17 protein-coding genes are annotated in these 19,997 nt (G+C 72.6%); 10 read left to right on the top strand and 7 right to left on the bottom strand.

The features are described 5' to 3' along the window. Positions 1–32 precede the first annotated feature (32 nt). From ACWEJX_RS16645 to ACWEJX_RS16630, 4 genes are all read left to right on the top strand, one after another. On the top strand, positions 33–1,424 hold the full coding sequence (locus ACWEJX_RS16645) for an MFS transporter (RefSeq protein WP_451608162.1): 1,392 nt from the start codon (positions 33–35) through the stop codon (positions 1,422–1,424). 9 nt (positions 1,425–1,433) lie between these two features. After that, a complete protein-coding gene (locus tag ACWEJX_RS16640; RefSeq protein WP_451608161.1) occupies positions 1,434–1,943 on the top strand; it encodes a MarR family winged helix-turn-helix transcriptional regulator in 510 nt (169 codons plus the stop codon). A 99-nt stretch (positions 1,944–2,042) separates the two neighbouring features. Next, positions 2,043–2,375, top strand: a complete 333-nt coding sequence (locus ACWEJX_RS16635; RefSeq protein ID WP_451608160.1) for a DUF3817 domain-containing protein — start codon at positions 2,043–2,045, stop codon at positions 2,373–2,375. 72 nt (positions 2,376–2,447) lie between these two features. After that, complete coding sequence (locus ACWEJX_RS16630; RefSeq protein ID WP_451608159.1) at positions 2,448–4,148, top strand: acyl-CoA mutase large subunit family protein; 1,701 nt, start codon at positions 2,448–2,450, stop codon at positions 4,146–4,148. Positions 4,149–4,217: 69 nt separating this feature from the next. Here the strand turns inward: ACWEJX_RS16630 and ACWEJX_RS16625 are convergent, their stop codons facing one another. Beyond that, positions 4,218–4,853, bottom strand: a complete 636-nt coding sequence (locus ACWEJX_RS16625; RefSeq protein ID WP_451608158.1) for a TetR/AcrR family transcriptional regulator — start codon at positions 4,851–4,853, stop codon at positions 4,218–4,220. 273 nt (positions 4,854–5,126) lie between these two features. Here ACWEJX_RS16625 and ACWEJX_RS16620 point away from each other — a divergent pair, with 273 nt between their 5' ends. The 4 genes from ACWEJX_RS16620 (at position 5,127) to ACWEJX_RS16605 (ending at position 9,374) form a co-directional block, all read left to right on the top strand. Continuing rightward, positions 5,127–6,095, top strand: coding sequence for a tetratricopeptide repeat protein (locus ACWEJX_RS16620; RefSeq protein ID WP_403791955.1), 969 nt, complete (start codon positions 5,127–5,129; stop codon positions 6,093–6,095). 602 nt (positions 6,096–6,697) lie between these two features. Further along, positions 6,698–7,354 carry a DUF6230 family protein gene (locus ACWEJX_RS16615; RefSeq protein ID WP_451608157.1) on the top strand — a complete coding sequence of 219 codons (657 nt, stop codon included), beginning with the start codon at positions 6,698–6,700 and terminating at the stop codon, positions 7,352–7,354. Between the two features lie 132 nt (positions 7,355–7,486). Next, complete coding sequence (locus tag ACWEJX_RS16610; RefSeq protein ID WP_451608156.1) at positions 7,487–8,074, top strand: DUF6114 domain-containing protein; 588 nt, start codon at positions 7,487–7,489, stop codon at positions 8,072–8,074. Continuing rightward, positions 8,064–9,374, top strand: coding sequence for a hypothetical protein (locus ACWEJX_RS16605; protein WP_451608155.1), 1,311 nt, complete (start codon positions 8,064–8,066; stop codon positions 9,372–9,374). Before ACWEJX_RS16610 ends, ACWEJX_RS16605 begins: the two co-directional genes overlap by 11 nt. Before the next feature lie 114 nt (positions 9,375–9,488). Here the strand turns inward: ACWEJX_RS16605 and pyk are convergent, their stop codons facing one another. The 3 genes from pyk to pta form a co-directional block, all read right to left on the bottom strand. Continuing rightward, positions 9,489–10,919: a pyruvate kinase gene (gene pyk, locus ACWEJX_RS16600; protein ID WP_451608154.1), complete on the bottom strand. Its 1,431-nt coding sequence runs from the start codon at positions 10,917–10,919 to the stop codon at positions 9,489–9,491. A gap of 74 nt (positions 10,920–10,993) precedes the next feature. Further along, positions 10,994–12,229, bottom strand: coding sequence for an acetate kinase (locus tag ACWEJX_RS16595; protein WP_451608153.1), 1,236 nt, complete (start codon positions 12,227–12,229; stop codon positions 10,994–10,996). Continuing rightward, a complete protein-coding gene (gene pta / locus ACWEJX_RS16590; RefSeq protein ID WP_451608152.1) occupies positions 12,226–14,307 on the bottom strand; it encodes a phosphate acetyltransferase in 2,082 nt (693 codons plus the stop codon). Before pta ends, ACWEJX_RS16595 begins: the two co-directional genes overlap by 4 nt. A 269-nt stretch (positions 14,308–14,576) precedes the next feature. On the opposite strand from pta, the gene ACWEJX_RS16585 reads away from it, so the two are divergent. Continuing rightward, positions 14,577–15,602, top strand: a complete 1,026-nt coding sequence (locus ACWEJX_RS16585; protein WP_451608151.1) for a 6-phosphofructokinase — start codon at positions 14,577–14,579, stop codon at positions 15,600–15,602. 172 nt (positions 15,603–15,774) lie between these two features. After that, positions 15,775–16,536, top strand: a complete 762-nt coding sequence (locus ACWEJX_RS16580) for an RICIN domain-containing protein (RefSeq protein ID WP_451608150.1) — start codon at positions 15,775–15,777, stop codon at positions 16,534–16,536. A gap of 56 nt (positions 16,537–16,592) precedes the next feature. Here the strand turns inward: ACWEJX_RS16580 and ACWEJX_RS16575 are convergent, their stop codons facing one another. The 3 genes from ACWEJX_RS16575 to ACWEJX_RS16565 form a co-directional block, all read right to left on the bottom strand. Next, positions 16,593–17,201 (bottom strand): helix-turn-helix domain-containing protein, encoded by a 609-nt coding sequence (locus ACWEJX_RS16575; protein WP_451608190.1) that lies wholly within the window; start codon positions 17,199–17,201, stop codon positions 16,593–16,595. A 145-nt stretch (positions 17,202–17,346) separates the two neighbouring features. Further along, complete coding sequence (locus ACWEJX_RS16570) at positions 17,347–18,063, bottom strand: response regulator (RefSeq protein ID WP_451608149.1); 717 nt, start codon at positions 18,061–18,063, stop codon at positions 17,347–17,349. Then, a complete protein-coding gene (locus ACWEJX_RS16565) occupies positions 18,060–19,871 on the bottom strand; it encodes a sensor histidine kinase (RefSeq protein ID WP_451608148.1) in 1,812 nt (603 codons plus the stop codon). The genes ACWEJX_RS16570 and ACWEJX_RS16565 overlap by 4 nt, the downstream gene beginning before the upstream one ends. Positions 19,872–19,997 lie beyond the last annotated feature (126 nt).

The following is a 19,997-nucleotide window of genomic DNA, read 5'->3' as shown; positions in this document are numbered from 1 at the left end:
GAGTGGGCGGGCGCGGGCCGCACGCTGCGGTCATGCCCATGAACGACAGCCGGGCGCGCGACAGCGCGCCCGCGCCCGCCGCTGCCCGAAAGACCCCGGCCCCGGCCCTGGCCCCGGGTCCGGCCCCGGCCCCGGCCCGGGACCCGGACCCGACATCGGCTCCGGCTCCGGCCCTCGACCCTGCCCCCGCTCCCGGCTACCGCGCCGTCTTCGCCGTCCGCGAGTTCCGCTTCGTCTTCGCCGCCCATCTCACCTCGCTCCTCGGCGTCGTCGTCAGCGAGCTCGCGCTCACCGTGCTCGTGTACGACCTCACCCGCTCTCCGCTGATGTCCGCCCTCACCTTCGCGCTCGGCTTCCTGCCCCGCCTCCTCGGCGGAACCCTGCTCGCCGGGACCGCCGACCGGTATCCGCCGCGCCGGGTGCTCGTCGTCTGCGACCTGGTGTGCGCCGGGTGCGTGGCGCTCATGGTCGCGCCCGTCACCCCGGTCGCCGGGCTCCTGCTGCTGCGGGCCGTGATCGCCGTCGTGTCCCCCGTCTTCACGGGCACCCGGACGGCGACGCTCGCCGACATCCTCGGCGAGGGCGATCTGTTCGTGCTCGGGCGGTCGCTGCTGCGGATCGTCGCGCAGAGCGCGATGCTCGCCGGCTTCGGGGTCGGCGGGGTGCTCCTCACCGTCGTACCGCCGCGCGGCGCCCTCGTGATCACCGCCCTGGCCTTCCTCGCCTCCGCGCTGCTGCTGCGCCTCGGCACCGCCCGCCGCCCGGCCCGCGCCGCCGACGGGCCGCGCGAAGGGCTCGGCGCCACCTTCGGCCTGCTGCGCGACCGGCACCTGCGGGCCCTGATGCTGATGTTCTGGCTGCCGCCGCTGTTCGCCGTCGTGCCGGAGGCCCTCGCCGCGCCCTACGCCGACGAGATCGGGCTCTCGACCGCCGCCCTCGGGCTGCTGATGTGCGCGCTGCCGGTCGGCACGATCGCGGGCGAGCTGGCCGCCGGGGCGTTCCTGAGCGCCGGGGCGCGGGCCCGGATCGTGCTGCCGCTCGCGGCGACCGGGCTGCTGCCGTTCCTGCTGTACGCGGCCGGGCCCGGCCTCGCGCTCGCGGCCGTCGCGCTGTTCCTGGCCGGTGCGACCGGTGCGTACACCCTCGGACTCGACGCCTGGTTCGTCGCCGCCGTGCCGGACGGGCGGCGCGGGCGGGCGATGACCCTGATGACCGCGGGCATGATGACCACGCAGGGCATCGGCATGGCGGGCGCGGGCGTCGCCGCCGAGTTCGCCTCCGTGCGCGCCGTCGTCGCCGGGAGCGGCGTCCTCGGCACCGCGGTGCTCCTCTGGCTGGTGGCGGAGGTCCGCGCGACGGCCCGGACGGCGGCGGAGGCGACCGAAAGGCGAGACGCGGCTGACCGCCAGATGACCCATGGGTAAGGTCGACGCGTGCCGAAGCCGCTCAGTCTCCCCTTCGACCCCATCGCCCGCGCCGACGAACTGTGGCAGAAGCGCTGGGGCCCGGTCCCCTCGATGGCCGCGATCACCTCGATCATGCGCGCCCACCAGATCCTGCTGGCCGAGGTCGACGCCGTGGTCAAGCCGTACGGGCTGACCTTCGCCCGGTACGAGGCGCTGGTGCTGCTGACCTTCTCCAAGGCCGGCGAGCTGCCGATGTCCAAGATCGGCGAGCGGCTGATGGTCCACCCCACGTCCGTCACGAACACGGTGGACCGCCTGGTGAAGTCGGGTCTGGTCGCCAAGCGGCCCAACCCGAACGACGGGCGCGGCACCCTCGCCACCATCACCGAGAAGGGCCGCGAGGTGGTCGAGGCGGCGACCCGCGACCTGATGGGGATGGAGTTCGGCCTCGGCGCGTACGACGCGGAGGAGTGCGCCGAGATCTTCGCGATGCTGCGGCCGCTGCGGGTCGCGGCGGGCGACTTCGAGGAGTCCTGACCGGGCCCTGTCACGCGTTCTGAGCGGGCCCTGTCACGCGTCCTGAGCGAGCCCCACCCGCGCGAAGATCGCCCGGATCGGGCGGTTAGTCTCGATGCCATGAAATCCAGCGTGCTGACCCGCTACCGCGTCATGGCCTACGTGACCGCCGTCATGCTGCTCATCCTCTGCGCGTGCATGGTCGCCAAGTACGGCTTCGGCGTCGGCAAGGACCTGACCCTCGTGGTCTCCCAGATCCACGGCGTCCTCTACATCATCTACCTCGTCTTCGCCTTCGACCTGGGCTCCAAGGCCAAGTGGCCGTTCGGCAAGCTCATCTGGGTGCTGGTGTCGGGCACGATTCCGACGGCCGCGTTCTTCGTCGAGCGCAAGGTCGTCGCCGAGACGCTTCCGCTGGTCAGCGGCGCGCAGCCGGCCCCGGCCAACGCCTGACGCTGAAGCCCCGCACATATGTGCGGGGCTTTGCCATCGACATTTACTAGGACGTCCTAGTAAATTCGAAGCATGGACGCTGACGCGATCGAGGAAGGCCGCCGTCGCTGGCAGGCCCGTTACGACAAGGCCCGCAAGCGCGACGCCGACTTCACCACGCTCTCCGGCGACTCCGTGGAGCCGGTCTACGGCCCGCGCCCCGGGGACACCTACGAGGGGTTCGAGCGCATCGGCTGGCCGGGCGAGTACCCCTTCACCCGCGGTCTGCACCCGACCGGCTACCGCGGCCGCACCTGGACCATCCGCCAGTTCGCCGGCTTCGGCAACGCCGAGCAGACCAACGAGCGCTACAAGATGATCCTGGCCGCCGGCGGCGGCGGACTCTCGGTCGCCTTCGACATGCCGACCCTGATGGGCCGCGACTCCGACGACCCGCGCTCGCTCGGCGAGGTCGGCCACTGCGGTGTCGCCATCGACTCCGCCGCCGACATGGAGGTCCTCTTCAAGGACATCCCGCTCGGCGACGTCACCACATCGATGACGATCTCCGGCCCGGCCGTCCCCGTCTTCTGCATGTACCTGGTCGCCGCAGAGCGGCAGGGCGTCGACCCCGCCGTCCTCAACGGCACGCTGCAGACGGACATCTTCAAGGAGTACATCGCCCAGAAGGAGTGGCTCTTCCCGCCGGAGCCGCACCTGCGCCTGATCGGCGACCTGATGGAGCACTGCGCGGCGGGCATCCCCGCGTACAAGCCGCTCTCGGTCTCCGGCTACCACATCCGCGAGGCCGGTGCGACGGCCGCGCAGGAGCTCGCGTACACCCTCGCCGACGGCTTCGGCTACGTGGAGCTCGGCCTCTCCCGCGGCCTCGACGTCGACGTCTTCGCGCCCGGCCTCTCCTTCTTCTTCGACGCGCACCTCGACTTCTTCGAGGAGATCGCCAAGTTCCGCGCCGCCCGCCGGATCTGGGCCCGCTGGATGAAGGAGGTCTACGGCGCCAAGACCGACAAGGCGCAGTGGCTCCGCTTCCACACCCAGACCGCCGGTGTCTCGCTCACCGCCCAGCAGCCGTACAACAACGTCGTGCGGACCGCGGTCGAGGCCCTCGCGGCCGTCCTCGGCGGCACCAACTCCCTCCACACCAACGCCCTCGACGAGACCCTCGCGCTCCCCAGCGAGCAGGCCGCCGAGATCGCGCTGCGCACCCAGCAGGTGCTGATGGAGGAGACCGGCGTGGCCAACGTGGCCGACCCGCTGGGCGGCGCCTGGTACGTCGAGCAGCTCACCGACCGGATCGAGGCCGACGCCGAGAAGATCTTCGAGCAGATCAAGGAGCGCGGTCTGCGCGCCCACCCGGACGGCCGGCACCCGATCGGTCCGATCACCTCCGGCATCCTGCGCGGCATCGAGGACGGCTGGTTCACCGGCGAGATCGCCGAGTCCGCCTTCCAGTACCAGCAGGCCCTGGAGAAGGGCGAGAAGCGGGTCGTCGGCGTCAACGTGCACCACGGCTCGGTCACCGGCGACCTGGAGATCCTGCGGGTCAGCCACGAGGTCGAGTGGGAGCAGGTCCGGGTCCTCGGCGACCGCAAGGGCAAGCGGGACGAGGCGAAGGTGCGCGCCTCCCTGGACGCCATGCTGGCGGCGGCCCGGGACGGCTCCAACATGATCCCGCCGATGCTCGACGCCGTACGGGCGGAGGCCACGCTCGGCGAGATCTGCGACGTGCTGCGCGACGAGTGGGGCGTCTACACGGAGCCGGCCGGCTTCTAGGACCCTGTCGGACGCGAGGGGCGGTACGGGAGTTCCCGTACCGCCCCTCGGTCGTCCGGCCCCTCGGTGCTACGTCGCGGCCGCCGCGCCCAGGCCGCCGAGGAGCAGCGCGGAGAGACGGGCCGCCCAGGGGCCGTCGACCGGCTCGGCGCTGACCAGGGCGCGGTGCACCACCGCGCCGGCGACCACGTCGAAGATGAGGTCGTCGAGGGCGGCCACGGTCTCCGGCTCGCGCTCCCCCGGGAGTTCGCCGCGCTCCTGGGCGCGCTGGCGGCCCTGGAGGACGAGGCGCTTCTGGCGGTCGACGATGGAGGCGCGGATGCGCTCGCGCAGCGGCTCGTCGCGGGTGGACTCGGCGACCACGGCCATGAGGGCGGTCTTGGTCTCGGGGCGTTCGAGGAGCGCGGCGAACTGCAGGACGACGTGTTCGATGTCGGCCTGGAGGGAACCCAGATCGGGGAGTTCGAGTTCGTCGAAGAGGACGGCGACGGCGTCGACGACGAGTTCGTTCTTGTTGGCCCAGCGCCGGTACAGCGTGGTCTTGGCGACCCCGGCGCGGGTCGCGACGTCGCCCATGGTCAGCTTGGACCAGCCGAGGTCCACCAGGGCCGCCCGGGTCGCCTCCAGGATGGCCGTGCCGGCCTCGGCGGAGCGCGGGCGTCCGGTACGGCTGTGGGAGCTGGTTCGGCGGCACATGGGGGACATGGACGACGACCATACCCGTCAGTAGGTATTGCGCCAGGGGGCGGTGATGTGAGGCAGTTCACCCGTCTTCCCGCTGCGGCGCTCCGGGCTCGCCCCTTACGCTACGACCCGTAGCGAAAGACTCCGCGGCACTCGCCCGGTCACCTCGCGACAACCACCGCGCCGGGTGGGGACCCGGCGCACACGAACACGTGAACCGTGCCGTCCGGCCCCGGACGGCACGGTTCGGCCATGACTTACCGGTTACGTGCGCGGAAGGGGGAGGATGTAGCCATGCAGCCCCGAAACATGTCCATGAGCGGCGTCGTCGACCTCGCCGCGGTGAAGGCGGCCGGTGAGGCCAAGGCGAAGGCGGAGCAGGCGCGCGCCGAGGCGGCGCGGCACGGCGGTTCGCCGGCCGTCGCCCCCTCCGCCCTGGTGATCGACGTCGATGAGGCGGGCTTCGAGCGCGATGTGCTCGAGCGCTCCGCCGAGGTCCCGGTCGTCATCGACTTCTGGGCCGAGTGGTGCGAGCCCTGCAAGCAGCTCGGCCCGCTCCTGGAGCGCCTCGCCGTCGAGTACAACGGCCGCTTCCTGCTCGCCAAGGTCGACGTCGACGCCAACCAGATGCTGATGCAGCAGTTCGGCATCCAGGGAATTCCGGCCGTTTTCGCGGTCGTCGCCGGCCAGGCCCTGCCGCTCTTCCAGGGCGCGGCGCCCGAGGCCCAGATCCGGCAGACCCTCGACCAGCTGATCCAGGTCGGCGAGGAGCGCTTCGGCCTCACCGGGCTCCGGGTCGACGCGGACGCGGCGGCGGACGGCGGCCCGGCCGCGCGCCCGGCCGGCCCGTACGACGCGCTGCTCGAAGCGGCCATGTCCGCGCTCGACGCGGGTGACATGGCGGGCGCGGTCCAGGCGTACAAGAACGTGCTCGCGGACGACCCGGAGCACCCGGAGGCCAAGCTCGGTCTCGCCCAGGCCGAACTGCTCGCGCGGGTGCAGGACATGAACCCGGCCGAGGTGCGCAAGAACGCGGCCGACAACCCGGCCGACGTGGCCGCGCAGATCGCCGCCGCGGACCTGGATCTGGTGGGCGGTCATGTGACGGACGCCTTCGGGCGGCTCGTCGACACCGTGCGCCGCACGTTCGGCGAGGACCGCGACGCGGTGCGGGTCCGGCTCCTGGAGCTCTTCGAGGTGATCGGCCCCGAGGACCCGCGGGTGGTCTCGGCCCGGCAGGCCCTGGCGAGCGCCCTGTTCTAGCCGTTCGGGGTCGTCATTCCGTCCCCGGAAGGGGACGATTTGGCGACACAGTGACATTCGGCGGCCGCGCTTTACCAAAACTTGGTAATCGCGGCCGCTGTTACTTGCAGTAAATCGATCTCGGGATTCTGTCCGAGTTCCTCCGGTCTCATCGCCCTTTGTCGCGTGACCCGGTGGCACCCTGTGTGCCCGGACGGCGCCAGCCCGTCGTCGCTTGGTTATCAGGCCGTTACTAGCGAGTAACGAACCCTCTTGTGCGGGCGCCCGTAATGGACCACGATCGGCCACGCTCGGTCCGACACCGCACCAGCCCGGCACACCCGCCGAACGGCGCGGCGGAGGGTCCCCACCGAGCGGGCCGGCGGCCCCGCCGTCGGCCGTGGACAGGGGGGTTCCTGCTCTGACCGGCAGGGCCTGTCCAATCCGGCCGCGCGCACGGCGTGGCCAGTGGTTGTCGCTCGGGGGTGATCGCCGGTGATTCGGACGCGCGTCGTGCCGCCTGAGCCCTCGGCGCTCTCCTTCCCGAGGACGTAGCACTTCTCCCATCCCAGGACGGGCCCTGGGCCCATCCGGAGATGTACGTCCGAGAAGGAGGAATTCTCATGAAGTCCCAGGTTCGTGGCGGGACCAGATGGAAGCGGTTCGCCGTCGTCATGGTGCCGAGCGTGGCCGCGACGGCCGCCATCGGTGTCGGCCTGGCCCAGGGCGCGCTCGCCGCGTCCTTCAGCATCTCCGGCCAGGAGTTCAAGGTGAAGGCCGACAGCCTCGTCGGCACTGACTTCGTGCAGTACGGCAGCGTCGACGGTGGCAAGGACCTGGAGGGCAAGGACTTCGCCGCCCCGGTCGCCGTGTCCGGCTTCTCCGAGGCCTGGATCACCAACATGTGCCAGTCCGTCGTGACGCCGAACGTCCCGTTCGTCGGCGACGTGACGCTGGTGCTGAAGGCCGGTACCGAGGGCGCCAACGACGACGCGAAGAAGGTCTACGCGAAGAACATCTACCTGGATGTCTCCTCGCTGAAGACCAACGCCGAGTTCGAGAACATCGACATCGGCGTCGCGGCGGGCGCGCTGCCCAAGGCTCCGGGCAAGCCGGGCATCCAGCCGGGCACCAAGGCCAACCCGTACGGCTTCGGCCAGCGCGCGGAGAAGGCCAAGCTGACGGACGTCCACCAGACCGCGTGGGCGACCACCGCCGGCACCTTCAAGCTGCCCGACCTCGACCTGTCGCTGCACCGCGGCAAGGCCGAGTGCTTCTGACGCGAAGGTCCCTGACGGACTGACGCCTGGGGTGTGGGGCCGCGCTGTGCGGCCCCTCACCCGCTCCCCGGGCCAGCGCCCGCGCACCGAGCACCTTTTTCTCAGTACCACCGCTTTCAGGGAGCTGTTTCCATGAGCGCCGACACCACTGCTTCCCGCGGAGTTCGCAAGGAGAACAAGTTCCGTGTCTGGCGGCAGACGCGGCCCTTCTGGGCGGGCCTGTTCACCATGATCGGCGGCGTGCCGATCGCCTACCTGCCGTACGGCGACATGCGGCTCGGCAACGTCACGCTGGCCATGGCGACGACGGCCGGCGCCGGTGCGCTGATCATCGGCGTCCTGCTCATCACGCTGGGACTCACGATGTGGTTCCAGCCCATGGTCAGAGTCTTCGCGGGTATCGCGGCGATCGTGCTCGGGCTCATCTCCATCCCCGTGTCGAACTTCGGCGGTCTGGTCGTCGGCTTCCTCTTCGCCCTCGTCGGCGGCGGCATGTCCGCGTCCTGGGCGCCGGCCGACCCCGAGGCGGAGCAGCCGGCCGAAGCGGCGGCGGAGGAACAGCCCGCGGTGGTGGCCATGGCCGAGACCGCCCCGGCCGAGCACCACTTGCACGACGGCACGACCGGCATGACCCAGCCGCTGATCCCCCAGCAGGGTGGCGAGGCGCCGGTGGCCGAGACCACGACCGAAGCCAACGGCGGGAGGAACAGTGCGGGGTGACGAAACACAGTCGGCCGGGACGACGAGAGGGCCGCGCCACGCGGCGCCCCGCAAGTCCTTCCTGAACAAGATCCACGTGCCCGCCGGCAAGGCGATGGCCCTCGCGGCCATGCCCACCGCGGTGCTCGTGGGCATGGGCCTGGCACCCCGGCTCGCCCTCGCCGACACCAACGGCACGGACATCCCCTTCGCCCCCGGCCCCTGCGTGACCCGTTCGGACGAGCCGACGCCCGACGCGACCGGCACCGCCAAGCCCGACGGGACGCAGTCCCCGAAGCCGACGGCGAGCGCCACCGCGACCGACAAGCCGACGCCGGACACCTCCGCGAGCACCGAGCCCACGCCGGGCGCGACCACCGCCGCGCCGACCCGGCAGCCGGCCGGCACGACGTCCGCGCCCAAGGTCACGTCCACGTCCACGTCCGCGCCGACGCCGACCGCGACGAAGTCGACCAACCCGCTCGACCCGCTGGGTCTCGGCGACACGCTGGGTGGCCTGCTCGGCCTCACGGCGACGAGCAAGGATGCCGCCCCGGCCCCGACGGCGACCACGGCCGCCCCGAAGCCGATGTCCTCGACCGCCCCCACGGCCTCCACCGCCCCCACGGCGCCGACGTCCTCGGCGGCCCCGACGCCGACGGCGACGGCAGGCAAGACCGTGGACAAGACGGCCGACGACACGGTCGACAAGACCAAGGACGCCATCAAGGCCGCCGCCGACAAGGCCGGTGCCACCACCACCGAGCTGGCCGACTCCGCCAAGGGCCTCGACGCCAAGAAGGACACGGACATCCCGGACGGCGCCAAGCCGCGCTTCCCGTGCCCGACGCCCGACCCGCAGGCGCTCGCCGCGGCCGACCTGGACGAGGGCGTGCCGCTGCTGCCGGACGACCCGTGGATCCTCCAGACCAGCAAGCTGGAGCTGCGCGGGCTCAAGTACCACGGCATCGTCGAGGTGAAGACGGGCAGCGGCAAGATCAAGAAGGTGCTCAAGTTCACCGCGGACGAGGTGGACATCTGGAACCTGCACCAGCTGACCGTCCATTCCGACGGGCTGACCGGCCACGTGCGCTCCAACCCCGGGTCGGAGTCGACCATGCGCAACGGCACGGTGACCATGTACACGGAAGAGCTGAAGGGGAACCTCTTCGGCCTCATCCCGGTCACCTTCAGCCCCGAGACCCCGCCGCCGCTCGACGTTCCGTGGGCGATCTTCACCAGCTGCACGGTGAAGCAGGCCGGCCAGTTCGGCGGCACGCTCACGGTGCCGGGCCTGCGGAACACGATCGAGCCGAGCTGACCGCAGGACGACAGCGAGACCCTTCCGGGAGCCGCACACGACGGAGCCCCCGTCCCTCCGAGGAGGGACGGGGGCTCCGTCGTGCGTGAGGCGTCGCGCGGAAGGCGCCGTACGTCAGTCGCGCGCGCCGCCGCCCAGGTGGTGCACCCGGACCATGTTGGTGCTGCCGGGGACGCCGGGGGGCGAGCCGGCGGTGATGACCATGGTGTCGCCCTGGTTGTAGCGCTGGAGCTTGAGCAGCTCGGCGTCGACCAGGTCGACCATGGCGTCGGTGTTGTCCACGAACGGGACGAGGAAGGACTCGACGCCCCAGCTCAGGGTGAGCTGGTTGCGGGTGCTCTCGTCCGTGGTGAAGGCCAGGATCGGCTGGGTCGCGCGGTAGCGGGAGAGGCGGCGGGCGGTGTCGCCGGACTGGGTGAAGGCGACCAGCGCCTTGCCGCCGAGGAAGTCGGCGATCTCGGCGGCCGCGCGGGCGACCGAACCGCCCTGCGTGCGCGGCTTCTTGCCCGGGACCAGCGGCTGCAGGCCCTTGGAGAGCAGCTCCTCCTCGGCCGCGGCGACGATCTTCGACATCGTCTTCACGGTCTCGATCGGGTAGGCGCCGACCGAGGACTCGGCGGAGAGCATGACCGCGTCCGCGCCGTCCAGGATCGCGTTGGCGACGTCGCTCGCCTCGGCGCGGGTCGGCCGGGAGTTGGTGATCATCGACTCCATCATCTGGGTGGCGACGATGACCGGCTTGGCGTTGCGGCGGCACATCTCGACGAGGCGCTTCTGCACCATCGGGACGCGCTCCAGCGGGTACTCCACGGCGAGGTCGCCGCGGGCCACCATGACGGCGTCGAAGGCGGCGACGACGTCCGCCATGTTCTCGACGGCCTGAGGCTTCTCGACCTTGGCGATGACGGGGACCCGGCGGCCCTCCTCGTCCATCACCTTGTGGACGTCCTTGACGTCCTCGGCGTTGCGGACGAAGGAGAGGGCGACCATGTCGCAGCCCATGCGGAGCGCGAAGCGGAGGTCCTCGACGTCCTTCTCGGACAGGGCCGGGACGTTGACGGCCGCGCCGGGCAGGTTGATGCCCTTGTGGTCGGAGATGACGCCGCCCTCGACGACGATCGTCTTGACCCGCGGGCCGTCGACCTCGACGACGCGCAGCTCGACGTTGCCGTCGTTGATGAGGACCTGGTCGCCCTTGGAGACGTCGCCGGGCAGGCCCTTGTACGTGGTGCCGCAGATGGACTTGTCGCCGGGGACGTCCTCGGTGGTGATGGTGAACTCGTCACCGCGCACCAGCTCGACGGGGCCCTCCGCGAAGGTCTCCAGACGGATCTTGGGGCCCTGCAGGTCGGCGAGGACGCCGACGGCACGGCCGGTGTCCGCCACCGCCCGGCGGAGACGGTCGTACCGCTCCTGGTGTTCTGCCTGGGTCCCGTGGCTCATGTTGAATCGGGCCACGTTCATGCCGGCCTCGATGAGAGCCTTCAGCTGCTCATAGGAGTCGACGGCGGGGCCCAGCGTGCAGACGATTTTGGAACGGCGCATGAGGCGGATCCTATCGGTTTGTTTCGCGGCGGAATATTCCGTCTGGTGGAAAGTACAAATGGGCGGGGGGCCGCTCAGGCGTTCACTCCTTCAGGGGTCGATTCGCTCACAAGTGCGTAGCTCTGTCGGGCGATCTCCAGCTCCTCGTCGGTCGGCACGACGGCCACCGCCACCCGCGCGTACTCCGGCGAGACGATCCGGGGCTCGTCGGACCGGACGGCGTTGAGGTCCGCGTCCACCGCCAGGCCCAGCTCCTCCAGGCCGGCGATGGCGGCCTCCCGCACCGGGGCCGCGTTCTCGCCGACCCCGGCCGTGAACGCCACCGCGTCGACCCGGCCGAGCACCGCGTAATAGGCGCCGATGTACTTCTTCAGCCGGTGGACGTAGATGTCGAAGGCGAGCGCCGCGCGCTGGTCGCCCTCGTCGATCCGGCGCCGGATCTCCCGCATGTCGTTGTCGCCGCACAGTCCGACGAGCCCGGACCGCTTGTTCAGCAGCTCGTCGACGTCCTGGGCCGACATGTCCGCGTTCCGCATCAGGTGGAAGATGACCGCGGGGTCGATGTCGCCGGAGCGGGTGCCCATGACCAGGCCCTCCAGCGGGGTCAGCCCCATCGAGGTGTCCACGCACCGGCCGCCCGCCACCGCCGACGCGGAGGCCCCGTTGCCCAGGTGCAGCACGATCACGTTCACCTCCTCGGGCGCCCTGCCGAGCAGCCTCGCCGTCTCCCGGGAGACGTACGCGTGCGAGGTGCCGTGGAAGCCGTAGCGGCGGATACGGTGCGCGTCCGCGGTCTCCACGTCGATGGCGTAGCGCGCCGCCGCCTCCGGCATCGTGGTGTGGAAGGCGGTGTCGAAGACGGCGACCTGCGGCAGGTCGGGGCGCAGCGACATGGCCGTACGGATGCCGGTGAGGTTCGCCGGGTTGTGCAGCGGGGCCACCGGCACCAGGCGCTCGATCTCGGCGAGGACCTCCTCGTCGATGACGGTCGGCGCGGTGAACCGCAGCCCGCCGTGCACCACCCGGTGGCCTATCGCCGCGAGTTCGGGGGAGTCCAGGCCGATGCCGTCGGCGGCCAGCTCCTCGGCGACGGCCTTCAGCGCGGCCGCGTGGTCGGCGATGGGCCCGCTCTTCTCGCGCCGCTCCGCGCCGCCCCCCTGGAGCGGGGTGTGGACCAGCCGCGAGGTCTCCTCGCCGATCCGCTCGACGAGCCCCTGCGCCAGGCGGCTGTCGTCTCGCATGTCGAGCAGCTGGTACTTCACCGACGAGGAGCCGGAGTTGAGGACCAGAACGCGGGTGGGGGTGGTCATGCCGGGAGCTCCTGGGCCTGGGACTGGATCGCCGTGATGGCGACGGTGTTGACGATGTCGCTGACGAGCGCGCCGCGCGAGAGGTCGTTCACGGGCTTGCGCAGGCCCTGGAGCACCGGGCCGACGGCGACCGCGCCGGCCGAGCGCTGCACGGCCTTGTAGGTGTTGTTGCCGGTGTTGAGGTCCGGGAAGATCAGCACGGACGCCTGGCCGGCGACCTCCGAGCCGGGCAGCTTGGTCGCCGCCACGGACGGCTCGACGGCCGCGTCGTACTGGATCGGCCCCTCGATCATCAGCTCCGGGTGGCTCTCGCGGACCAGCTTGGTCGCCTCGCGCACCTTGTCGACGTCGGCGCCGGAGCCCGAGGTGCCGGTGGAGTACGAGAGCATCGCGATGCGCGGCTCGACGCCGAAGCGGGCGGCGGTGGCCGCGGACTGGACGGCGATGTCGGCGAGCTGCTCGGCGTTCGGGTCCGGGTTGACGGCGCAGTCGCCGTACACGAGCACCTTGTCCGCCAGGCACATGAAGAAGACCGACGACACGATCGAGGCGTCCGGCTTCGTCTTGATGATCTCGAACGCGGGGCGGATCGTCGCGGCCGTGGAGTGCACCGAGCCGGACACCATGCCGTCGGCCAGGCCCTCCTCGACCATCAGGGTGCCGAAGTAGTTCACGTCCGAGACGACGTCGTACGCCAGCTCCACCGTCACGCCCTTGTGGGCGCGCAGCCGCGCGTACCTCTCGGCGAAGGCGTCGCGCAGCTCGGAGGTCTGCGGGTCGATCAGCTGGGTGTCGCCGAGGCTCACGCCGAGGTCGGCGGCCTTCTTGCGGATGACCTCGACGTCGCCGAGCAGGGTGAGGTCGCAGACGTCACGGCGCAGCAGCACGTCGGCGGCGCGCAGCACCCGCTCCTCGCTGCCCTCGGGCAGCACCACCCGGCGCCGGTCGGCCCTGGCCTGCTCCAGGAGCTCGTGCTCGAACATCATCGGGGTGACCCGGCCGCTGCGGGCCACGGAGAGCCGGCGCAGCAGGTCGGCGGTGTCGACGTGGCGCTCGAAGAGACCGAGCGCGGTCTCCGCCTTGCGCGGGGTCGCCGCGCTCAGCTTCCCCTCGAGGGAGAAGAGCTCGGCGGCGGTGGGGAAGCTGTTGCCGGCCACCGAGATGACCGGGGTGCCCGGCGCGAGCCGCGCGGCCAGGGTGATGATCTCGTCGCTGGGCCGCTCGTTGAGGGTGAGCAGCACACCGGCGATCGGCGGGGTGCCGGCCGAGTGCGCGGCGAGCGCGCCGATGACCAGGTCGGCCCGGTCCCCGGGGGTGACGACGAGACAGCCCGGCGTCAGCGCGTGGAGGAAGTTCGGCAGCATGGCGCCGCCGAAGACGAAGTCGAGGGCGTCCCGGGCGAGCCCGGCGTCGTCGCCCAGGACGACGGAGGCGCCCAGCGCGTGGGTGATCTGGGCGACGGTCGGCGCGGCGAGGGCCGGCTCGTCCGGGACCACGTAGCAGGGCACCGGCAGCCGGGCGGCGAGCCGCTCGGCTATCCCGGCCCGGTCCTCGCCGGCGACCCGGTTGACCACCATCGCCAGCACGTCGCAGCCGAGCCCGTCGTAGGCGCGGAACGCGTTGCGCGCCTCGGCCCGCACGGACTCGGCGGTCGCGCCCTTGCCGCCGACCACCGGGATCACCGAGGCGCCGAACTCGTTGGCGAGCCGGGCGTTCAGCGCCAGCTCGTCCGGCAGCTGGGTGTCGGCGAAGTCGGTGCCCAGGACGAGCACGACCTCGTAGTCGCGGGCCACGGCGTGGAAGCGGTCGATCAGGACGGAGACCAGCTCGTCGGTGCCCCGCTCGGCCTGGAGCGCGGACGCCTCGTGGTAGTCCATGCCGTAGACGGTGGCCGGGTCCTGGGTGAGCCGGTAGCGGGCGCGCAGCAGGTCGAAGAGGCGGTCCGGGCGGTGGTGCACCAGCGGCCGGAACACTCCGACGCGGTCCACCTGGCGGGTGAGGAGCTCCATGACTCCCAGCTCGACGACCTGCCGGCCGTCCCCGCGGTCGATCCCGGTCACGTACACGCTGCGCGTCACGCCGTGGTCTCCTGTCCGAATTCCCATGGGCTTGATGTCAAGCCGGTGTGTGTAAAAACCACCGATAGGGCGGCAATGCCCTCTTGACAATACCCCTGCGGCTCGATACGACGCCCGCTGGACGAAGGGCCCCGAAGCCCGGGACCAAAGGCCCCCGAGGGCCTGCCCGGGCCGCGGACGCGGAGTAGCAGCGAGCGCGCCCGCACCGCCGACCGTGTGAGAATCGACGCGGCTCACACGTACCACTACCGAGCAGGAGACCCAGCACGATGCGCATCGGAGTTCTGACAGCGGGCGGCGACTGTCCCGGCCTGAACGCGGTGATCCGGTCGATCGTGCACCGGGCCGTGACGCACTACGGCGACGAGGTCATCGGTTTTGAGGACGGCTACGCGGGCCTGCTCGACGGGCGCTACCGCCGCCTCGACCTCGACGCCGTCAGCGGCATCCTCGCCCGCGGCGGCACCATCCTCGGCTCCTCCCGCCTGGAGCGCGCCCGCTTCCGCGCCGCCTGCGACAACGCCAAGGAACTCATCGAGAAGAGCGGCTTCGACGCCCTCATCCCGATCGGCGGCGAGGGCACGCTCACCGCCGCCCGGATGCTGTCCGAGGCCGGCGTGCCCGTCGTCGGCGTGCCGAAGACCATCGACAACGACATCTCCTCCACCGACCGCACCTTCGGCTTCGACACCGCCGTCGGCGTCGCCACCGAGGCGATGGACCGGCTCAAGACCACCGCCGAGTCCCACCAGCGCGTCATGGTCGTCGAGGTGATGGGCCGGCACGCCGGCTGGATCGCCCTGGAGTCCGGCATGGCCGCCGGCGCCCACGGCATCTGCCTGCCCGAGCGCCCCTTCGACCCGGCCGACCTGGTCAAGATGGTCGAGGAGCGCTTCGCGCGCGGCAAGAAGTTCGCCGTCATCTGCGTCGCCGAGGGCGCCCACCCCGCCGACGGCACCATGAACTACGGCAAGGGCGAGATCGACCAGTTCGGCCACGAGCGCTTCCAGGGCATCGGCACCGCCCTCGCGTACGAGCTGGAGCGCCGCCTCGGCAAGGAGGCCCGGCCCGTCATCCTCGGCCACGTCCAGCGCGGTGGCACCCCGACCGCGTACGACCGGGTGCTCGCCACCCGCTTCGGCTGGCACGCGGTGGAGGCCGCGCACCACGGCGACTTCGGCAACATGACGGCGCTGCGCGGGACGGACGTCCGGATGGTGCCGCTGGCCGAGGCCATCACCCAGCTGAAGACCGTGCCGGAGGACCGGATGCGCGAGGCCGAGTCGGTCTTCTGAGGCCTCCGAGTGGTCTGCCGGGCCGGGCCGGGCCGGGCTGAGCCGGGCCGGGCGGGGCTGAGCCGGGCCGGGCCGGGCTGAGCCGGGTCGAGGCGGGCCGAATCCCCGCTTGAGCCCGGCGTCGCGATCAACAAGGCTTGACCCCTGGGTTGGCGGCGAAGGGGCGGCAGGCATGGCCACGGGGGACGAGCCAGGGGACCGGCCGGAGGACCGGCCGGGGGACGACCCGGAGGACCAGCCGGGGGACGACCCGGGGGACGACCCGGGAGAGGGTCCGCTCGTCTGGCCCGGCTGCGAAGCGGCGGTGCCCGACGAGACGCCCGTCCCCGAGGAGGAGCCGCCCGGCCCGCGCTCCCGGCTGCGCCGCACCCTCGTCGCCGGCATCGCCGTGACCGGGCTCGTCCTCGCGACCGTCAGCGTGGTCGCCGTCATGCGTGACGGCGCCCCGGGCCACCGCCGGCACCCGGCGCTCACCGCACCCGACGAAGGCCCGGTGCGGATCCGGGCCGTCGGCTCGGACCTGTGCCTGGGCGAGCGGCGCGGCAGCCCGAGCGGGCAGGTCCACCAGCGGGACTGCGCGGACGCGGACGTGCCGTCCTACGCCCTCGAACGGCTGGGATCCGCGACCTGGCGGATCGTCACGGACCACCCGGACCACGGCCCCGGCTGCGCCGGGATACCGGGCAGCGGCCGGATACCCGGCGCCGCCCTCGAGGACGCCGAGTGCGGCGACCCGACCCGCGTCGAAGGCTTCGTCCTGGCGCCGTACGGCACCCCGGTCACCGGCTGGCGTATCCTCCCGGCCGGCTCCGCGGTCCCCGGCGGCTGCGTCACCGTCGTCGGCGACCCGAAGGCCGCGTGGGCCTCGCTCGCCCAGGCGCCGTGCCGGCCGGACGCCCGCGGCCAGCTCTTCAGCTTCGACCGCCGGGACTGAGGCACGGCAGCCGCGCCGTCACGGCCGAAGGAGGTCGCGGCCGAAGGAGGCCGCGGCTACTGGCCGACGGCCGTCCAGAAGTGCTCCGTGATCTCGTCGAGGTACGCGCGGCCCGCGTCGCCCGTCGCCCCCGACGCGCCCCAGCTGCTCGTCGCCGCCATCCGGGCGTGGTAGTCGTCGAAGAGCTGCTGCAGCGCGTTCTCCACCGACTGCTTCGGCAGCAGGACCAGCTTCACGACCGGCTTCACGTACCCCTGCCAGCGCGTGGTCGCCGCGTCCCGCAGCAGCCCGGCCAGCTTCCCGTCCGCGCCCGTCGCGGTGAGCAGCGCGCGCGGCCCGAGGCCGAGGACCTCGGCGAGGGCGGCGGTCTGGCGCTCGTTGCCGCGCCACTCGCCCGACTCCTCCATCCGTACGTACGCGGAGGGGTCGACGCCCACCCGGCGGGCCAGGTCCTCGGGCGCCAGGGCGCGGGCCAGCCGGTGCTCGCGCAGGGTGGTCGCGGAGGCGAGCAGCTCGGCCGGGGAACACCACAGGACCCCGGCGAGCGCGGTCAGCTCCTGGGGGGTGGGCGCGATCCTGCCGCGCTCCCAGGCCATCACGATCTCGGGGGTGACGAGGAGGCCGTACTGGGCGCGCAGACCGTAGGCGACGTGGCCGGGCTGCATGCCGAGGCCCTCGCGCAGCCGGCGGGCGGCGAGGGCGTTGAAGGGTGGAGAGGGTTGGTGCACCCCGCCACGGTAGGAGCGCAGGGTGACCGCTGGCTACGGTGCGTTCACCCAACGCTCATGGTCGTAGGAAGATGGGAACTGATCAGTAGGCGCGGGGCGTTCGCTCGGCCTCCCCGAGCCAGCGGTACTGCAGCTCGGGCCGCCCTATCTGTCCGTACTGCGGGGCCCGGGCCGCCCGCCCCGCCGTCACCAGGTGCTCCAGATAGCGGCGCGCGGTGATCCGCGAGATCCCGACGGCCGTGCCCGCCTCCGCCGCCGTGAGCCCGTCGGCCGCCGCCCGCAGCGAGCGGGTCACCGCCTCCAGGGTCGGCCCGCTCAGCCCCTTGGGCAGCGCGGCGGGCTGCGGGGCGCGCAGCGTCGCGAGCGCCCGGTCCACCTCGTCCTGCCCGGACGCCTCCCCGGCCGACGCGCGGAACTCCGCGTATCGGGCGAGCCGGTCCCGCAGCGTGGCGAAGGTGAACGGCTTGAGCACGTACTGCACGACCCCCAGCGACACGCCCTCCCGCACGATCGCCAGGTCGCGCGCCGACGTCACCGCGATCACGTCCGCCGCGTGCCCGGCCGCGCGCAGCGCCCGCAGCAGCTGCAGTCCGTGCCCGTCGGGCAGGTAGAGGTCGAGCAGGATCAGGTCCACCGGCACCCGGTCGAGCACCCGCACGGCCTCGGCCCGCGAGTGCGCGACCCCGACGACCGTGAACCCGGCCACCCGTCCCGCGTACAGCGCGTGCGCGTCGGCGGCGACCGGATCGTCCTCGACCACGAGCACCCGGATGCCGGGCTTCGCTGCGATGTCGCTCATGCGCGCGCCTCCAGGGCGGTCTCCGGTTCGGTACGGACGGGGGTGCCGGCGGCGGCACGGTCGGCGTCGGGGCCGGGGGTGTGTCCGGCCGCACGGTCGGCGTCGGGGCCGAGCGCAGGTCCGGCGGTACGTGCGGAGGTACGGTCCAGGGGCAGCCGGGCCGTGAACTCCGCGCCGCCCAGCGGGGATTCGGCGAGCGTGAGGCTTCCCGACGCCCGGGTCACCGCCTGCTGGACGAGCGCCAGGCCGAGGCCGCGGCCCGGGCCCCGGGTCGACCAGCCGCGGTCCAGGACGGCGGCGCGGTCCTCGGGCCGTACGCCCGGCCCGTTGTCGCCGACCCGCAGCAGCAGCTCGCCGTCCTCGGCGAGCGCGGTCACGGTGACCCGGCCGCTGCGCGGAGCCGTCGGCGCGTCACCGAGCGATCCCGGCTCATGGGCCGGGCCGGCCGAGCGCGGCGCGGGGACGGTGCCGCCCGCCGCCTCCACCGCGTTGTCGACGAGGTTCCCGAGGATCGTCACCAGGTCGCGGGCCGGCAGCGACACCGGCAGCACGCCGTCGTCGATCCGGCTGTCCTCGGTCAGCACCAGCTCCACGCCCCGCTCGTTGGCCTGCGCCGCCTTGCCGAGCAGCAGCGCGGCGAGCACCGGCTCGCCGACCGCGCTCACCACCCGGTCGGTCAGCGCCTGCGCCAGCTCCAGTTCGGCCGTGGCGAAGCCCACCGCCTCCTCGACCCGGCCCAGCTCGATGAGCGACACGACGGTGTGGAGGCGGTTCGCGGCCTCGTGGGCCTGCGAGCGCAGCGCCTCCGTGAAGCCCCGCTCCGAGTCCAACTCGCCGGAGAGCGCCTGGAGTTCGGTGCGGTCCCGGAGCGTGACCACGGTGCCGCGGCGCTCGCCGCCCACCACCGGGCGGGTGCTGACCACGAGCACCCGCTCGTCCGTCAGATGCAGCTCGTCCACCCGAGGCTCCGACGCGAGCAGCGCGCCCGTGAGCGGCGCCGGCAGCCCGAGCTCCGCCGCGGAGCGGCCCACGGCGTCGTCCGCCAGACCGAGCAGCTCCCGCGCCCCGTCGTTGATCAGCGCGATCCGCCGCTGCCCGTCCAGCATCACCAGACCCTCGCGCACCGCGTGCAGCGCGGCCTCGTGGTAGTCGTGCATCCGGCTCAGCTCCGTCGCGTTCATCCCCTTGGTGTGCCGGCGCAGCCGGGCGTTGATCACGTACGTGCCGACGCCGCCGAGCGCGAGCGCCGCGCCCGCCATCCCGAGCAGCGCGGTCACCTGCTCCCGTACCTGCTCGCTGATCCGCTCGATCGTGATGCCCGCGCTGACCAGGGCGATGACCCGGTCGTGGTCGGCGTGGTCGCGGACCGGCGCGACCGTGCGGACCGAGGGCCCGAGCACGCCCAGGTGCGTCTCGGAGAAGGTCTCGCCGCGCACGGCGGGCGCGATGTGTCCCAGGTAGCTGCGGCCGATCTGCTCCGGCTCCGGGTGCGTCCAGCGGGTGCCGTCCGGGGCCATGATCACGACGAAGGTGACACCGGTCCGCCGGCGCAGCTCCTCCGCGTACGGCTGGAGCACCGTCGTCGGGTTCACCGTCCGCGCCGCGCGCGCCGCCGCGACCACCGAGGGCGAGGCGGCGACGGCCGTCGCGGTCGCCGTCGACTGGCGGCGCGCCGTCTCCTCGGCCTGGGCGCGGTCCGTCACGTACGCGAAGACGGCGCATCCGGCGACGACGACGGCCACGAGCACGACCTGCATCGCGAAGAGCTGAGCTGCGAGGCTGCGGGGCCGGGGGAGGGGGAGGCGCATGCGTGCCAGTGTGCCCCGCCCGATTTGCTCCCTCGTAGCGCGCGGCCCGAATCGTTATGTCGACCGTCCCGTGGCGCCCTGGGCGCGGACTTCCGTGCGGCCGTGAACGAAACGTACGCAAGCGTG

Source organism: Streptomyces sp. NPDC004788 (assembly GCF_053601115.1).
This window is presented reverse-complemented; position numbering and strand designations above follow the sequence as displayed.

Excerpts from the sequence above, each read along its gene's own strand:
- ACWEJX_RS16585 (WP_451608151.1), top strand. The coding sequence starts at position 14,577 with ATGCGCATCGGAGTTCTGACAGCGGGCGGCGACTGTCCCGGCCTGAAC.
- ACWEJX_RS16570 (WP_451608149.1), bottom strand. The coding sequence starts at position 18,063 with ATGAGCGACATCGCAGCGAAGCCCGGCATCCGGGTGCTCGTGGTCGAG.
- ACWEJX_RS16635 (WP_451608160.1), top strand. The coding sequence starts at position 2,043 with ATGAAATCCAGCGTGCTGACCCGCTACCGCGTCATGGCCTACGTGACC.
- ACWEJX_RS16610 (WP_451608156.1), top strand. The coding sequence starts at position 7,487 with ATGAGCGCCGACACCACTGCTTCCCGCGGAGTTCGCAAGGAGAACAAG.
- ACWEJX_RS16615 (WP_451608157.1), top strand. The coding sequence starts at position 6,698 with ATGAAGTCCCAGGTTCGTGGCGGGACCAGATGGAAGCGGTTCGCCGTC.
- ACWEJX_RS16595 (WP_451608153.1), bottom strand. The coding sequence starts at position 12,229 with ATGACCACCCCCACCCGCGTTCTGGTCCTCAACTCCGGCTCCTCGTCG.
- ACWEJX_RS16565 (WP_451608148.1), bottom strand. The coding sequence starts at position 19,871 with ATGCGCCTCCCCCTCCCCCGGCCCCGCAGCCTCGCAGCTCAGCTCTTC.
- ACWEJX_RS16625 (WP_451608158.1), bottom strand. The coding sequence starts at position 4,853 with ATGTCCCCCATGTGCCGCCGAACCAGCTCCCACAGCCGTACCGGACGC.
- ACWEJX_RS16580 (WP_451608150.1), top strand. The coding sequence starts at position 15,775 with ATGGCCACGGGGGACGAGCCAGGGGACCGGCCGGAGGACCGGCCGGGG.
- pyk (WP_451608154.1), bottom strand. The coding sequence starts at position 10,919 with ATGCGCCGTTCCAAAATCGTCTGCACGCTGGGCCCCGCCGTCGACTCC.
- ACWEJX_RS16620 (WP_403791955.1), top strand. The coding sequence starts at position 5,127 with ATGCAGCCCCGAAACATGTCCATGAGCGGCGTCGTCGACCTCGCCGCG.
- ACWEJX_RS16575 (WP_451608190.1), bottom strand. The coding sequence starts at position 17,201 with ATGCAGCCCGGCCACGTCGCCTACGGTCTGCGCGCCCAGTACGGCCTC.
- ACWEJX_RS16630 (WP_451608159.1), top strand. The coding sequence starts at position 2,448 with ATGGACGCTGACGCGATCGAGGAAGGCCGCCGTCGCTGGCAGGCCCGT.
- ACWEJX_RS16645 (WP_451608162.1), top strand. The coding sequence starts at position 33 with ATGCCCATGAACGACAGCCGGGCGCGCGACAGCGCGCCCGCGCCCGCC.